Genomic DNA, 15,843 nt, shown 5'->3' on the forward strand with positions numbered 1-15,843 from the left:
GTAGAAAATCCGTGGGAGCGGGCTTGCTCGCGATGCAAACGACTCGGTTTGTCAGACGCACCGGGCAGACACTATCGCGAGCAAGCCCGCTCCCACAAAACCTTCTCGCATCAGAACACGACGGTTTTGTTGCCGTGCACCAGAACTCGGTCTTCGAGGTGATAACGCAGGCCACGGGCCAGCACCATCTTCTCGACGTCACGGCCGAAACGCACCATGTCTTCAATGCTGTCACTGTGGCTGACGCGAACCACGTCTTGCTCGATGATCGGACCTGCGTCCAGCTCTTCGGTGACGTAATGGCACGTCGCGCCGATCAGCTTCACACCGCGCATGGACGCTTGGTGATAAGGCTTGGCGCCCACGAAAGACGGCAAGAAGCTGTGGTGGATGTTGATGACTTGACCGGCGTATTCGCTGCACAGGTCGGGCGGCAGAATTTGCATGTAACGCGCCAATACCACGACTTCAGCCTCGTGGTGTTTGACCAGACGCGAGACTTCGGCAAACGCCGGCTGCTTGTCTTTCGGGTCAACCGGCACGTGGTAAAACGGAATGCCGTGCCACTCCACCATGCTGCGCAAGTCATTGTGGTTAGAGATAACGCACGAAATATCGCAGTCCAGCTCATCGCTATGCCAGCGGTGCAGCAAGTCTGCCAAGCAGTGAGATTCACGGCTGGCCATCAATACCACGCGTTTTTTCTGCGCTGTATCGGTAATACGCCACTGCATCGAAAACTCTTCAGCGATCGGGGCAAATGCCTCGCGAAACGCCTCAATGCCAAACGGCAAAGAGTCGGCACGAATTTCGTGACGCATAAAGAACCAACCGCTTTGGTCGTCCGAGTGGTGGCTCGCTTCAGTGATCCAGCCATTGTGGGAGGCCAGGAAATTACTGACCTTGGCGACAATGCCGACGCCGTCGGGGCAGGCGATCACCAACCGAAAAGTGCGCATGAGGGGAAAACTCCAAAACTTTACTAAGGTCGCCATTCTAGCGAGTGCGCAGCAAAACTACAGTATTCGTTGAGCCTTATTGCCTGTGCCACGGGGTCGCGGTGCAAAAGCGTCGGCGCCAACAGCGCCGTGGCCTGCATTGAATTTATCGATCCGTTGATACTATTTATTAATGACTTTGATTAAGCCTGGGTATCGACCTATTTATCCGGCTACATAATGCAGACAGACAAAAGTTAATGAATAAAAATTTAAATTAATCTGACATTGGATATTTACTTGCTGAAACTGTCTGACTATTATTGCGCCACTGTCTCCCTGTCACCACTTCAGCATAAGGTAAGCCTCATGTCCTTGATCAACGAATACCGCGCTACAGAAGAAGCCATCAAAGAACTGCAAGCTCGCCTGAAGAACCTGTCGGAAGACGACAAACTTCAAACCGAGCTGGAATTTGAAGGCAAATTGCGTACGCTGATGGGCGAATACCAAAAGTCGCTGCGTGACATCATCGCGCTGCTGGACCCAGAAGCCAAAGCAAGCAAAGCACCACGTGGTGTTGTTAAAACCACCGGCACCAAACGTGCCCGTAAGGTTAAACAATACAAAAACCCGCACAACGGCGAAGTGATTGAAACCAAAGGTGGCAACCACAAAACTCTGAAAGAGTGGAAAGCCAAGTGGGGCAGCGACGTGGTTGAAGGCTGGGCAACTTTGCTCGGCTAAGTGATTGCGAACACCTCGCGTGTTCAGCAACACCCATAAAAAACGCCAGCTTGCTGGCGTTTTTTATTGCCCGGCATTTAGTCTGTTTCAGTGGCCGGAGTTACCAGTCCTACTCGCCGGCTCACGTCCTGGGCGTAACGCTGCCATTGCTCCAGCAGCTTCAGTTGCGCAGGCGTTGCGCTGCGCGCCAGGCCCTCTACGGCCTCGCTGAACTGGCTCAGGGTCAACGGCGCACCAAAGGCCGGGTCGGTCAAACGCTGTTGGCAAAACTGCTGCCAACGCTCGTGTTCTTGCTCACTTAAGGTCGCTGGAAAGTTTCGCGCACGGTAACGGAATAATAATTCGGGCAACCGTTCGTCATCAAAAGGCCACGCATCTTTACCCAACTGCTCCGGGTCACTTAAGCGTACTTGCTCACACAACCGGCGATCGCGATCACCGAGAAAACCGTCATACAGTTGCTGCTCCGGGTCCTCACTGGGAGTGAAGTCTTCGCGGGCATAAATAACATTTAACTTTTGCTGCCAAACTTCCTGGGCCTCTATCAGCACACGGGCACGTGCTTGATAATCCGCCATGTCCAACTGTAAACGCTGCTGATCCTGTGCACGCACAACAGTTAACGGGGCGACGACCGGACAACGATTAACGTGAATCAGCTTAAGTCCAATGGGTAATTGACCTTCGGCTAAATCTTCGCGCCGCGTATAAAGCAGCGCACGAAGCGATTCAGCCTCCATGTCCATTAAAGGCTGCGGATCAAAATGCAGGTCATAGACAATCAATGCATTACGGTTTTTGGGATGCCAGGCCAAGGGTAAAACCACACCGATATAATGCCGCGCCGCCGAAAAGCGCCCCGAGATATGCACCATGGGTTGCAACAACCGAACTTGATCCAGCACCCGCTGTTTAGTTCGTAATTGAAATAACCAGTCATACAGTTTCGGTTGTTTTTCACGGATCAGACGCGCCAATGCGATGGTTGCACGCACATCGGACAGCGCATCGTGTGCCTGGCCGTGATCAATGCCGTTGGCGGCCGTCAAACGCTCAAGCTTGAGCGTCACCCGCCCGTCTTCTTCGGGCCACACAATGCCTTCAGGGCGTAGCGCATACGCCGCACGCACAACATCAATCAAGTCCCAACGACTGTTGCCGCCTTGCCATTCACGCGCGTAAGGATCGAAGAAGTTGCGGTACAGACTGTATCGCGTGACTTCGTCATCAAAACGCAAGGTGTTATAGCCCGCCCCGCAAGTGCCTGGCTGCGCCAATTGCGCATGGGTGCGGGTCATGAACTCGGCTTCGCCCAGGCCTTTGTCTTCCAGAACGCCCGGCGTAATGCCGGTGACCAGGCAAGCCATGGGGTGCGGCAGGATATCGTCGCTGGGCTGGCAATACAGATTGAGCGGCTGGTCTATCTCATTGAGCGCAAAGTCGGTGCGGATCCCGGCAACCTGCACCGCACGATCATTGCGCGGATTGATGCCGGTGGTTTCGTAGTCGTACCAAAAAATGGAAGTCACGGGGTGTTCCTGAGCAGTATTCCCGCTCAGTCTAGGCGTTCAACGCCAGGCAAGACCAGCCCGAAGCCATCAGGTCAAGCCGCTGGTCTTGCCTGCGCCAGCCCGTCAGGCAGAGGCTTGTCTGGGGTGAAAGCTGAAATAGTGGTGCAAGTCGTCGATCAGCGCGAGGTACTCCTCAGGCGGCTGATAGAGGATAAAACCGGAGTCATAGACGTTGGGCGTGACATCTTCCCGGCACCACAGGCATCGGGCAACAAGGTCGATCAAGTGCACCTGGCCATCACTGCCGGGCAGCTTGAAGCGCAGCTGAAAGTCGGCCTCGACCAGCAGAGGCAAGTGGCTGATCAACACCAGACCGCCCTCGGAGGCATTGCCCAAATACCCCATGGGCTTGTCCGTGAAGCGATTGAAGACCTTCAAGAAAGATGTCAATTCGTGACGCTGGATGCGACGCTCAGTAACCATATTGGATTCACTTGTAAAGGCCCGGGGTAACTGCCCGGAAGGCCGCACACCAAAGGGCTGCCGACCAGGCACTGAGTCTTACGGTGCTGCGTACCGATTCAGGTAAAGCATAGTCAATAAATAATCGAGTGATAGCCATGCGCCATCAATTGCCGCCAAGATCCCGGCACGCAGGGGTTATGGCCCTGTGGCACGCACTCAACACTCAACACGCCTCAGATCTTCGCCGGCAGGGCTTGAGCCTGACTGGGGCCAGGAATGAACTTGAGAATACGCAGCGTTTCGATCCGAGCCTTGGCCCGATAGGCGTACTCGCTCTTCGGGAACTCGTTGATGATGTATTGATAGGTCTGGGCGGCATCCAGGTAAAACTTTGTACGCTCAAGACACAGCCCGCGCAACATTGCCGTTTGCGGCCAGATATAAGGACGGCTGCGGCTGTCACGGTCTACCTCTGACAGCTCAAGCATCACCGCTTCACAATTACCGCGGTCATACGCCCGGTAGGCATTGTTCAAATGATGGTTCATTGACCAGCGAGTACAGCCAGCAACACAGCTGACTGCCACTAAAATAAGTAAAAAGCGCATGGGCATCTCCTGTTCTCAACAGTGTATCGACCCCTGCGCCAAATTCTTCATAGCCTGTGCACCACAACTTAAGTCGAAAGTAGTGCAGAGGAACAATGACTACAGCCAAAGACCATAGTAGCCTTTGGCAGCGCTTGAACTCAGGAGTCTTTGCATGTCCGTTCGTCGAACTAAAATCGTTGCCACACTTGGCCCTGCCAGCAATTCCCCGGAGATGCTTGAACAGCTGATCCTCGCTGGCCTGGACGTCGCCCGTCTGAACTTTTCCCACGGCACTCCCGATGAGCACAAGGCTCGCGCCAAGCTGGTGCGTGACATCGCCGCCAAGCACGGCCGTTTCGTCGCGTTGCTGGGTGACCTGCAAGGCCCGAAAATCCGTATCGCCAAATTCGCCAACAAACGCATCGAACTGAAAATCGGTGATCGTTTCACCTTCTCCACCAGCCACCCGCTGACCGAAGGTACCCAAGACGTTGTCGGCATCGATTACCCGGATCTGGTCAAGGACTGCGGCGTCGGTGACGAACTGCTGCTCGATGACGGTCGCGTGGTCATGCGCGTTGAAACCGCCACTGCAGACGCCCTGCACTGCGTGGTATTGATCGGCGGCCCGCTGTCGGACCACAAAGGCATCAACCGCCGTGGTGGTGGCCTGACCGCCCCTGCGCTGACTGAAAAAGACAAGGCTGACATCAAGCTGGCTGCCGAAATGGAAGTCGACTACCTCGCCGTGTCGTTCCCGCGTGACGCCGCTGACATGGAATACGCCCGTCAACTGCGTGACGAAGCCGGCGGTACCGCCTGGCTGGTGGCTAAAATCGAACGCGCTGAAGCAGTAGCCGACGACGAAACCCTCGACGCACTGATCAAAGCCAGTGACGCAGTCATGGTTGCCCGTGGCGACCTGGGCGTTGAAATCGGCGACGCCGAGCTGGTGGGCATCCAGAAAAAAATCATTCTGCACGCACGTCGCCACAACAAGGCGGTGATCGTTGCGACCCAGATGATGGAGTCGATGATCCAGAACCCGATGCCAACGCGTGCCGAAGTGTCCGACGTTGCCAACGCCGTTCTCGACTACACCGACGCCGTGATGTTGTCGGCCGAAAGTGCTGCCGGTGCTTACCCACTGGAAGCCGTGCAGGCCATGGCGCGTATTTGCGCCGGTGCTGAAAAGCACCCGACCAGCAAAACCTCCAGCCACCGCATCGGCAAGACCTTCGAAAGCTGCGACCAGAGCATCGCGCTGGCGGCCATGTACACCGCCAACCACTTCCCTGGTGTTAAAGCGATCATCGCCCTGACTGAAAGCGGTTACACGCCGTTGATCATGTCGCGCATCCGTTCTTCGGTGCCGATCTACGCGTTCTCCCCGCACCGCGAAACCCAGGCCCGTGCGGCCATGTTCCGTGGCGTCTACACCGTACCGTTCGACCCGGCTTCACTGCCGCCAGAACAAGTCAGCCAGGCCGCTATCGACGAACTGCTCAAGCGCGGCGTCGTAGAGAAAGGTGACTGGGTCATCCTGACCAAGGGCGACAGCTACCACACCATCGGTGGCACCAACGGCATGAAGATCCTGCATGTCGGCGACAAAATGGTGTAAGCCCTAACCGGCCCCACACCCAAAGCCCCGCCCGAGCAATCCGGCGGGGCTTTTTTAATTTTTTTGTAGGCGCTGACGAGGCACGAAGGCTGCGATGCGGGCCGCAGGACCGCCGCCTGGGGTCGCTTCGCAACCCATCGCAGCCTTCGTGCTTCGACAGCGCCTACATCAGCTACGGGTCAAAAAGGCATCGGCCAACAGTTGATTGCGCGAAAGCCCGGCCAAAAACAGCCGTTTGGCGAACGCTTCAACCGTGTCCGGATGGCCGCAGACCAACGCGTGGGTCTGCCGCGCTACCCCACACAACTGCAGCAGATAGTCTGCCAACTCGCTGCGCAGCACCCACTCAAGCGTCAGGTTGGCATGTTCCGCCGCCAATGCTTGCAACTGCGCCCTGAGATAAAACTCGCTGTCATCGCGAGCCACGTGCACCAGCCGGATCGACCCTTGATGATCCTGGCGTAGCGCCTCGCGCAGCACGCCAAACAGAGGCGCCAGCCCAGTCCCCGCCGCCATTAGCCACAGCGGTTGCTCTTGCCAGTCCGGGTCGTAACGCAACGCCCCGCCCCGCAACTCGCCCAAACGCACAGAGTCACCCACCTTGAACTGGCGGGCCGCGTCGGCAAATTCGCCGGGGTGAGCGCAATCGACATGAAACTCCAGAAAGCGGTCTTCATCAGGCAGGCTGGCCAACGAATAAGGCCGGGCGATGCCGCCGGACGTCCACAGCACCACATGCTGCCCCGCCCGATAGCGCACAGGGCGCTGCGCCACCAAGCGCAGGCGTAACACCGTGGCGCTGAGCCAGTCGACTGCCGCCACCTCAGCGGGCAGGCCGTCGCGTTGCGGGTCAAAGGCTTCTATATGCAGGTCAGCGCTCACCTGGCACTGACACGCCAGGCGCCAGCCTTGCTCACGCTGCGCACGGCTCAGCGCCTCAGGCTTGAGGTCAAGCGGCTCCCCCTGCACACAACGCACCAGACAGGCATGGCAACTGCCCGCCCGGCAGCTGTAAGGTACAGACACGCCCGCCTGACTCAAGGCATCCAGCAAATTGCAGCCATCAGCAACTGACCAGCGTGTATCAGCGACGTGTAACTCGGGCACTTCTGGCCTCCTGTGGGTAATTAGTCTTATAGACGCTAGGGCCGGGCGAGTCGCTTGACCCACCTCAGTGCGCCCAGCCCCCGAAAAGCGAAGGTCCTGCGGCCCTTATCGCAGCCTTCGGCAGCGGCTACAAGTTTTGCCTGCTCAGGTGTAACAAAGACAGGGGCGGGTTATACTGCCGCGCCTTTTTTGTACCGGTCATGCGTGCCCGGTACATCTCTCAAGTTGTTTACGACAGACCGAAACACCCAGGTCGCAAACACCTTATTGATTGAATGTTCCCGTCTTATAGAGGAGCGCGACCCATGACCGTGATCAAGCAAGACGATCTGATCCAGAGCGTTGCTGACGCCCTGCAATTCATTTCTTACTACCACCCCGTTGACTTCATTCAGTCCATGCACGAAGCCTACCTGCGCGAAGAATCGCCAGCGGCCCGTGACTCGATGGCGCAAATCCTGATCAACTCGCGCATGTGTGCCACCGGCCACCGCCCGATTTGCCAGGACACCGGCATCGTCACCGTGTTCGTGCGTGTGGGCATGGATGTGCGCTGGACCGGCGCCACCATGAGCCTGGACGACATGATCAACGAAGGCGTGCGTCGCGCTTACAACCTGCCAGAAAACGTCCTGCGTGCCTCCATCCTGGCCGACCCGGCCGGTGCTCGCCGCAACACCAAGGACAACACCCCGGCAGTCATCCACTACTCCATCGTCCCGGGCAACACCGTGGAAGTGGACGTGGCGGCCAAGGGCGGCGGTTCCGAGAACAAGTCGAAAATGGCCATGCTTAACCCGTCCGACTCGATCGTTGACTGGGTGCTCAAGACCGTTCCGACCATGGGCGCGGGCTGGTGCCCACCGGGCATGCTCGGCATCGGCATCGGCGGTACGGCTGAAAAGGCGGCAGTGATGGCCAAGGAAGTGTTGATGGAGTCCATCGACATTCACGACCTGATCAAGCGCGGCCCGAGCAACCGTATCGAAGAGATGCGTATCGAGCTGTTCGAGAAGGTCAACCAACTGGGCATCGGCGCCCAGGGCCTGGGCGGTCTGACCACCGTGCTCGACGTTAAAATCATGGACTACCCGACCCACGCCGCTTCCCTGCCGGTGTGCATGATCCCGAACTGCGCGGCCACCCGCCACGCACACTTCGTGCTCGACGGTTCCGGCCCTGCCGAACTCGAAGCGCCACCGCTCGACGCCTACCCGGAAATCGTCTGGGAAGCTGGCCCGTCGGCGCGCCGTGTCAACCTCGACACCCTGACCCCGGAAGACGTACAAAGCTGGAAGCCGGGTGAGACCGTGTTGCTCAACGGCAAAATGCTCACCGGTCGCGACGCGGCGCACAAGCGCATGGTCGAAATGCTCAATAAGGGTGAAACCTTGCCGGTCGACCTCAAAGGCCGCTTCATCTACTACGTTGGCCCGGTTGATCCGGTAGGCGACGAAGTGGTTGGCCCGGCAGGCCCGACCACCGCTACGCGGATGGACAAATTCACCCGCCAGATCCTCGATCAAACCGGCCTGCTGGGTATGATCGGTAAATCCGAGCGCGGCCCGACTGCCATCGAAGCGATCAAGGAACACAAAGCCGTGTACCTGATGGCCGTGGGCGGTGCAGCCTACCTGGTTGCCCAGGCGATCAAAAAATCGCGCGTGGTGGCGTTTGCCGAACTGGGCATGGAAGCGATCTACGAGTTCGACGTTAAAGACATGCCAGTGACCGTGGCAGTCGACAGCAAAGGCGAGTCGGTGCACATCACCGGCCCGGCGATCTGGCAACAAAAGATCCACGACAGCCTGGCCGTAGAAGTGCAATAAGCACGTCCACGCCAGACACAAAAACGGCCGGGTGAATAACCCGGCCGTTTTTTTATGCGCGCCTCCTTGTGGGAGCGGGCTTGCTCGCGATTCAAGCGATACGGTTTGCCTGATGAACTGCGGCGACGCCTTCGCGAGCAAGCCCGCTCCCACAGGTTTTCAACAGTCCAAACCCGCCCTGCGCTTAAAACGCGTTACGGAAGATCTCTTCAATCTGCGCCTGATCAGCCTTGCGCGGGTTAGTAAAGCCGCACGCATCTTTCAGCGCATTGGTGGCCAGGATCGGGATGTCATCCAGTTTGGCGCCCAGGTCACGAAGGCCTGCCGGGATTTCTACGTCCTTGGCCAAGGTACGAATTGCCGCAATGGCCGCCTGCGCGCCCTCTTCCGGGCTCAGGCCGCGCACGTCGGCACCCAGCGCGTGGGCCACATCCGTCAGGCGCTGCGCACAAACATTGGCGTTAAAGGTTTGCACGTGAGGCAGCAACACCGCGTTGCACACACCGTGCGGCAGGTCGTAGTAACCGCCCAACTGGTGCGCCATGGCATGCACAAAACCCAGCGACGCGTTGTTGAACGCCATGCCCGCCAGAAACTGCGCATACGCCATGTTTTCGCGCGCCACCAGATCTTTACCGTCACGCACCGCCTGACGCAGATTGTGGCTGATCAGCTCCATGGCCTTGATCGCACAGGCATCGGTAATCGGCGTGGCCGCCGTCGACACATAGGCTTCAATGGCGTGGGTCAAGGCGTCCATGCCGGTAGCGGCGGTCAGGCCTTTAGGCATCGCCACCATCAATTCAGGGTCATTGACCGACAACAGCGGGGTCACGTTACGGTCGACGATGGCCATTTTTACGTGGCGCTCTTCATCGGTAATGATGCAAAAGCGCGTCATCTCACTGGCCGTGCCGGCCGTGGTGTTGATCGACACCAGCGGCAATTGCGGCTTGGCCGACCGATCGACACCTTCATAGTCACGGATATGCCCACCGTTCGTGGCGCACAGGGCAATGCCCTTGGCGCAGTCATGGGGCGAGCCGCCGCCCAGTGACACCACGAAATCACACGCGTGCTCCTTGAGGACTTTCAAACCGGCTTCAACGTTAGCAATGCTCGGGTTGGGCTTGGCCCCGTCAAAAATCACCGATTGCACGTCCTGCAACGCCAGCTTTTCAGCAATCAACGTCGCCACCCCGGCCTTCGCCAACCCTGCGTCCGTAACGATCAACGCCTTGCGAAAGCCATAATTGCGAATCGCGGCCATGGCTTCATCCAGACAGCCGTTGCCCATGATATTTACCGCAGGGATGAAAAAGGTGCTGGTCATCGAGAGTCCTCAGCGCGGGCACTGCCCGCAACGCTTGTTGTGTCGGTGCGGATAGCTTCCTCCAATCAAATGGCGCAGATGTTGACTTGGCTCAACGGTTGGGCGTGATAAAGTCCCGCACCGCCCCAGTATCGAGACACAAATAGACATGACCCCCTTCCAGGAATTTGATGCCGAACTAGAAGACTGGAACACGCTCAGCGCCAGCCAGCCTTGCAGCGGGCTGCTGCTGGGTAACGGCGCGAGCATGGCCGTGTGGCATGACTTTTATTACGACTCACTGTTTGAAAAAGCCAAAAGCGTCAGCGAAAAGCCCCTGAGCCAGACCGAACTCGGCGTATTCGAGGCCTTGGGCACGCGCAACTTCGAGCACGTGCTCAGCGCCCTGAAAACCGCGAGCAAGGTCAACAAAGCGCTGGCGATCAACTCGGCCTCGCCGCGCAAACGCTATTACGCAATCAAGGAAGCCCTGATCAACTGCACCCAGGACATACACATCCCGTGGCGCTTGATGCAGGCCCAGACCTTGCGCTGCTGGCAGCAGGAACTGGCCCGCTACGCCACCGTGTACTGCTCCAACTACGACCTGCTCACCCCGTGGGCGGTGATGCAGGCGCCCAAGCAGTTCAATGACCTGTTTGACAACCCAAGCGCCACCTTTGAGTTGGGCAACGCCCTGGGCAAAGGCAAAGCCACGCGGGTGCTTTACCTGCACGGTGCCATGCACCTGGTAAAGAACCAGGAAGGCAAGGCACGCAAACTCAACACAGACCCAGCCACCATGCTCAGCAGCTTTGCGGTCAACCATTCGATCAGCGCCCTGGATGATGTGCCGCTGTTTGTCAGCGAAGGCAGCAGTGATGACAAGCGCAAATCCATTCGCTACTGCGACTACCTGAGCTTTTGCCACGAACAACTGATGGCCCATAAAGACGTGCTCTGCCTCTTTGGCCACAGCTTGAGCGAGCAAGACCAGCACCTGATCAACGCCTTGCGCCAGGCGCCGTTGAAAACCCTGTGCATCTCGATTTACCCGCGCAGCGAAGCGTTCATCCGCTTCCAGAAAAACCACTACGCGGCGCTATTTGCCGACAAAAAGCTGACATTGCGCTTCTACAATTCAAAAACTCACCCGCTGGGCTCCAGCAAACATTCAGTCCCGGTGGAACACTGAGTTCCCTGTAGCCGCTGCCGCAGGCTGCGATGGGCTGCGCAGCGGCCCTGTTTTTTCACCCACCACGAAGGTCCTTCGGCCCTTATCGCAGCCTGCGGCAGCGGCTACAGAGTGTGCGGTATTTAAAAAACGAGACAAATAGCAATAATTCTCGATACCATTCGCGACTTACTGCGTCATTTCCTACAGGGATGTACATGTCTCGCCTCAAACCCGACCCGCTGGCGGCCGAATCCTTTCGCGAGTTCTATACGCAAATTCTGCACTTCCTGCGCAAGCGTACCGACAACGCCAGCGATGCCGCTGACATGACTCAAGATGTGTTCACGCAATGGCTGGGTTATCAGGACCGGGCCAATGTCGAGCAACCGCGGGCGTTTCTGTTCCAGGTGGCGCGCAATCTGCTGCGCGATCACTGGCGTCGGCAGCAGGTACGCCATGAGGCACACAGCGAGCACCTGCAACCGGTAACCGAGCCTTTAAGCGACGAGAGGGATGAGCCCATGGCCGCTGCCCAGCGCCTGCAACGCCTTGAGCAACTCAAAAGCGTACTCGCCGAACTCTCGCCCAGACGCCGCGAAGCCCTTATGCTGCACCGCTTTGAAGGCTTGAGTCAGGCACAGATAGCCGAACGCATGGGGATCTCCGTCAGCATGGTGGAAAAACACATTGCCTTTGCCTTGTTGCACTGCAAGCAGCATTTACACCGGGATAGCGGCAAGGAACAGCCAAAATGAGCCCTTTTCACACGAGCGACACCGACAGCATCGACGCGCAAGCCGCCCTGTGGTTTACCCGTAACCGTGACGCGCACAACGCCCCGGCAGACCCCGCATTCAGCACCTGGCACGCGGTCCCGGCGCATGCCCGTGCCTACGCCGAATTCGAAGCCTTGTGGGCCGACCTGGGTGAACTTGAACACCTGAACAAACCCGTGCCGTTGCCCGTCAAAAAACCTTCACGCACCGGTTACGGCTTCGCCATGGCCACGGCGGCCGCGATTTTATGCGCCCTCTTCGCCCTCAATCTCGGTGCGCCGGTGGCGCTTTATCAACAACAAGTGGCCACGTACCGCGAAGGGGCAAAAACCCTGCTGCTGCCCGACGGCAGCACGCTGAACGTCAACGCCAATACCCAACTGCGAATCGATTTCACCGCTCAGGTGCGCAACATTTACCTGGAGCAAGGCCAGCTCTACATCGACGTTGCGCCTAACAAAGAACATCCGCTGGTGGTGCATGCCGGTGACGCGCAGATCAAAGTGGTGGGCACGGGCTTTGATGTCCGTCGCAGCCAGCGCCAACTGGAAGTCAGCGTCGCCCATGGCCAGGTAGCGTTTATGCCCGATGCCAAGACCGCGACCTTGCTCGGCGCCCAACAACAAGCCACCTATGACTACGCCAAAGGCACCCTGCAAACGCACACGTTGAATGCCAATGAAGTGGGTAATTGGCGCAGCGGCCACTTGTCCTTTCGCAATCGCGAGCTGGCCAGCCTGGTGGATGAACTGGATCTGTATCGCCCTGGGGTCATTGAACTGGCGAGCGGGCCGCTCGAACACTACAAAGTCTCGGGCAACCTCAATACCGCCGACCCACTGGCGCTGGTCAAAGCCCTGCCCGCCCTGATCCCGGTGAAAACCGTGCTGCTGGACAGCGGAAAAATCCGTATCGAACCGCGCTAAAAACATATGCGAATATTTTGCATTCGCATATGTGGTTTTTCATGCCTGCCGCGTCTTCCTCCGGTCTGCGTTGCTAACGCACGCCTTTTTTGGCCTTTGTTGCCGCTCTGGGGGATTTCATGTTTCGCGCACCACATCACTTCTCGTATTTGTGCACCCGCCCGACCTTGCTCGCCGCGTGCATGACGTTCAGCCTGTATGCCCAAGCCGACTCGATCCAGCTGCAACTGCCTGCGCAATCGCTGGCCAGTTCGTTGAGTGACATCGCGCAACAAGCGAACATCGCCTTGCTGTTCGACGAAGCGCTGCTGCGCAACATCAAAGCCCCGGCATTGAGCGGCGACTACAGCCCGCAAGACGCCATCCAGCGCCTGCTCAAAGACACCGATTTCAACCTGATCCTGGTGGACAAAACCTACGTGGTGCAGCCCAAAGAGCAAGGCACCACCACCAGCAACAGCCTCGAACTCGGCGCGCTCAGCGTGGTGGGCAGCGGTAACGAGGTCGACTCCAGCAACGTCGGCAAGTCGACCATGACCCAGACCGAAATCAACCGCTACCAGGCCAATAACATCCCGAGCCTGCTGTCCACGTTACCCGGCATCTACCTCGGAGGCTCGCTCAAACCTGGCGGCCAGACCATCAATATCTGGGGTTTGGGCGAAGCCGAAGACGTGCAACTGACCGTCGATGGTGCGACCAAAAGCGGCTTTGAGCGCTACATGCAAGGCACGATTTTTGTCGAGCCCGAGCTGATCAAGCGCCTCGAAGTCGAAAAAGGCCCCCACGACGTACGCACCGGCAATGGCGGCTTTGCCGGTGCGGTGCGCATGATCACCAAAGATGCCCCGGACCTGCTCGAAGACGGCAAAAACACCGGCGGCATGCTCAAGTACGGCTACAGCAGCAACGACCACCAACAGGTGTACAGCGGCGCCGTGTACGGGCGCACCGACGATGGCCGCGCCGATGCGCTGGTGTATTACACCAAGCGCGACGGCGACGACATGAAGCTGGCGGGCCACATGCCCGACCCGAACAACAACTACCCGGTCAACCCTAAACGCCTGCCCAATACCGCCCAGGACCTGGACGCGCAACTGCTCAAGGTCAACCTGCACTTCAACGAAGAACACAGCCTGGGAATGACCTACTCCCATGTGAACAATGCGCTGTGGGTGCCCTTCTCGGCGATCAGCTACCCGGCCCCGCCCAGCCAGGCCAACATCGACAAATACGGCTATGACGGCGCCACCCGCAGGTTCTTGTCCAACCGCTCGACCATCGATAACACCTGGACGAGCCAATACAAGTACCAGCCCGTCAACAATCCGCTGATTGATCTGGAAGTGAAGCTCTCGCACTCCAAAACCGAGCAGACCGACAAGCGCGGCGAAAACGCCTTCTTCCAGCCTGCCAGCGGCGGTCGCAAGATGGACACCGCCTACACCGACAACATGCTCCAGATCGAAAACGTCAGCCTGATCCCCACCGGCCCTCTGAACCATGCGGTGACCACTGGCGTGCAAGTGCGCAAGCACACGCGCGACGTCGACATGTGGATGCCCGGCGGGATTTACGAGTCCGAGAAATACAACTACGGCCACTACCAGCCAGGCTTTATGCCCAAGGGCAAAGTCGACACCAACAGTTTTTATGTTCAGGACGCCATTACCTGGGGCGACTTCACCCTGACCCCGTCGCTGCGTTACGACCATGTGCGCAACCGTGGCCAGGAAAACGACGCGCCCCTGTATAACCAGGCCGATTTGGGCCACGACTACAGCAACCAGACCTACACCGGTTGGTCCCCGCGGCTGTCAGCCTTCTGGAAAGTCACCCCCAATACCGCCTTGTTTGTCGACTACAGCAAAACCTGGCGTGCGCCAGTGATTGATGAACAGTATGAAGTTCAAGGCACGGGCAACCGCACCACCACCAGCCTGGACCTCGACCCTGAGCGCATCACCGGCTGGCGCGCAGGCAACATCACCAACTTCGATCATATTTTTAGCGACAGCGACCATGCGCTGATCCGCACCACGTTGTTTCGCAACAAAATCGACAACGAGATCTTCAAGGCCACCGGCGTCGGCTGTGCCCAGCAAACCACCGCAGGCGGCATGTCCAAGGAATGTGCAGGCATGCTGCCCATGTCCAACTACCGCAACATCGGCAGCGTGACCATCAAGGGCTTTGAAGTTGAGAGCTTTTACGACTCGACCTACGTTTTTGGATCGCTGTCATACGCCTGGATGACCGGCAAACACGAAGGTGCTTACACCAACCCGTGGGGGCCTGATGTGTGGGCGCGGGACATTCCGGCACCCAAATGGATTGCGGTGCTGGGCACCAAAATCCCGAGCCTCGATGCTCGCGTGGGCTGGAAAGGTGAGTTCGTGCGCAAGACCGACCGCCTGCCAAGCGACAAATACGGCCCTGGCCCGCTGACCGCTCTGGGGGACAGCTACTACAACCAATACGCCAACGACGACTACAACGTGCAGGGCCTGTTCGCTGAGTGGAAACCCCAGCAACCGTACCTCAAAGGCACCGAAGTCAACTTCACCCTGGACAACATGTTCAACAAAAGCTATCGCCCGATGCTCAGCGGCGCCAACGCCTACAGCCAAGGCCGCAACGCCAAAATCAGCATCACGCGGTTCTTCTGAGCCATCCAGACCTCGCGATCTTTTGATCGTTAAAAGATCGCGAGGCAAGCTCGCTCCTACAGACCGTCGATGTCCCCCAACCTGTAGTCGTTGACGAGCCTGCGAGGCTACGTCCGGCTGCGCACAAGATCAAAAGATCGCGAGCAAGCTCGCTCCTACAATTGCGTGC

Annotated in this window: 13 protein-coding genes; 7 read left to right on the top strand and 6 right to left on the bottom strand. The window is 58.2% G+C overall.

Annotation, left to right across the window (positions count from 1 at the left end):
• Positions 1 to 110 precede the first annotated feature (110 nt).
• Positions 111 to 959 carry a formyltetrahydrofolate deformylase gene (purU, locus tag QMX84_RS15685; RefSeq protein WP_048370599.1) on the bottom strand — a complete coding sequence of 283 codons (849 nt, stop codon included), beginning with the start codon at positions 957 to 959 and terminating at the stop codon, positions 111 to 113.
• Between the two features lie 348 nt (positions 960 to 1,307).
• Here purU and mvaT point away from each other — a divergent pair, with 348 nt between their 5' ends.
• Positions 1,308 to 1,685: a histone-like nucleoid-structuring protein MvaT gene (mvaT, locus tag QMX84_RS15690; protein WP_048370601.1), complete on the top strand. Its 378-nt coding sequence runs from the start codon at positions 1,308 to 1,310 to the stop codon at positions 1,683 to 1,685.
• 77 nt (positions 1,686 to 1,762) lie between these two features.
• Here mvaT and sbcB read toward each other — a convergent pair whose 3' ends face one another.
• The 3 genes from sbcB to QMX84_RS15705 all read right to left on the bottom strand — a co-directional run bounded on the left by sbcB (position 1,763) and on the right by QMX84_RS15705 (position 4,269).
• Positions 1,763 to 3,214, bottom strand: coding sequence for an exodeoxyribonuclease I (sbcB, locus tag QMX84_RS15695; RefSeq protein ID WP_282364216.1), 1,452 nt, complete (start codon positions 3,212 to 3,214; stop codon positions 1,763 to 1,765).
• Positions 3,215 to 3,319: 105 nt separating this feature from the next.
• The gene (locus QMX84_RS15700; protein ID WP_123749911.1) at positions 3,320 to 3,679 is read right to left on the bottom strand and encodes a PilZ domain-containing protein; all 360 of its coding nucleotides are present in this window, start codon (positions 3,677 to 3,679) and stop codon (positions 3,320 to 3,322) included.
• A gap of 215 nt (positions 3,680 to 3,894) precedes the next feature.
• Entirely contained in the window at positions 3,895 to 4,269 is a 375-nt protein-coding gene (locus QMX84_RS15705; protein ID WP_123749910.1) for a tetratricopeptide repeat protein, read from the bottom strand.
• Between the two features lie 154 nt (positions 4,270 to 4,423).
• Here QMX84_RS15705 and pyk point away from each other — a divergent pair, with 154 nt between their 5' ends.
• Complete coding sequence (gene pyk, locus QMX84_RS15710; protein ID WP_281852643.1) at positions 4,424 to 5,875, top strand: pyruvate kinase; 1,452 nt, start codon at positions 4,424 to 4,426, stop codon at positions 5,873 to 5,875.
• Between the two features lie 168 nt (positions 5,876 to 6,043).
• On the opposite strand, the gene QMX84_RS15715 is transcribed toward pyk, so the two are convergent.
• Positions 6,044 to 6,982 (bottom strand): iron-sulfur-binding ferredoxin reductase, encoded by a 939-nt coding sequence (locus QMX84_RS15715; protein WP_282364217.1) that lies wholly within the window; start codon positions 6,980 to 6,982, stop codon positions 6,044 to 6,046.
• Positions 6,983 to 7,287: 305 nt separating this feature from the next.
• Between QMX84_RS15715 and QMX84_RS15720 the strand changes: the two genes are divergently transcribed.
• Positions 7,288 to 8,811, top strand: coding sequence for a fumarate hydratase (locus QMX84_RS15720; RefSeq protein WP_048391500.1), 1,524 nt, complete (start codon positions 7,288 to 7,290; stop codon positions 8,809 to 8,811).
• 184 nt (positions 8,812 to 8,995) lie between these two features.
• Here QMX84_RS15720 and yiaY read toward each other — a convergent pair whose 3' ends face one another.
• On the bottom strand, positions 8,996 to 10,144 hold the full coding sequence (yiaY, locus tag QMX84_RS15725) for an L-threonine dehydrogenase (RefSeq protein WP_282364218.1): 1,149 nt from the start codon (positions 10,142 to 10,144) through the stop codon (positions 8,996 to 8,998).
• A 148-nt stretch (positions 10,145 to 10,292) separates the two neighbouring features.
• Between yiaY and QMX84_RS15730 the strand changes: the two genes are divergently transcribed.
• The 4 genes from QMX84_RS15730 to QMX84_RS15745 all read left to right on the top strand — a co-directional run bounded on the left by QMX84_RS15730 (position 10,293) and on the right by QMX84_RS15745 (position 15,674).
• Positions 10,293 to 11,318: a DUF4917 family protein gene (locus QMX84_RS15730; RefSeq protein WP_282364219.1), complete on the top strand. Its 1,026-nt coding sequence runs from the start codon at positions 10,293 to 10,295 to the stop codon at positions 11,316 to 11,318.
• 197 nt (positions 11,319 to 11,515) lie between these two features.
• Positions 11,516 to 12,055, top strand: coding sequence for an RNA polymerase sigma factor (locus QMX84_RS15735; RefSeq protein WP_262126502.1), 540 nt, complete (start codon positions 11,516 to 11,518; stop codon positions 12,053 to 12,055).
• On the top strand, positions 12,052 to 13,002 hold the full coding sequence (locus tag QMX84_RS15740) for a FecR domain-containing protein (RefSeq protein WP_282364220.1): 951 nt from the start codon (positions 12,052 to 12,054) through the stop codon (positions 13,000 to 13,002). Before QMX84_RS15735 ends, QMX84_RS15740 begins: the two co-directional genes overlap by 4 nt.
• 119 nt (positions 13,003 to 13,121) lie before the next feature.
• A complete protein-coding gene (locus QMX84_RS15745; protein ID WP_282364221.1) occupies positions 13,122 to 15,674 on the top strand; it encodes a TonB-dependent receptor in 2,553 nt (850 codons plus the stop codon).
• Positions 15,675 to 15,843 lie beyond the last annotated feature (169 nt).

The sequence above is a fragment of the Pseudomonas sp. PS01297 genome, assembly GCF_029959305.1.
Lineage (GTDB): Bacteria > Pseudomonadota > Gammaproteobacteria > Pseudomonadales > Pseudomonadaceae > Aquipseudomonas > Aquipseudomonas helleri.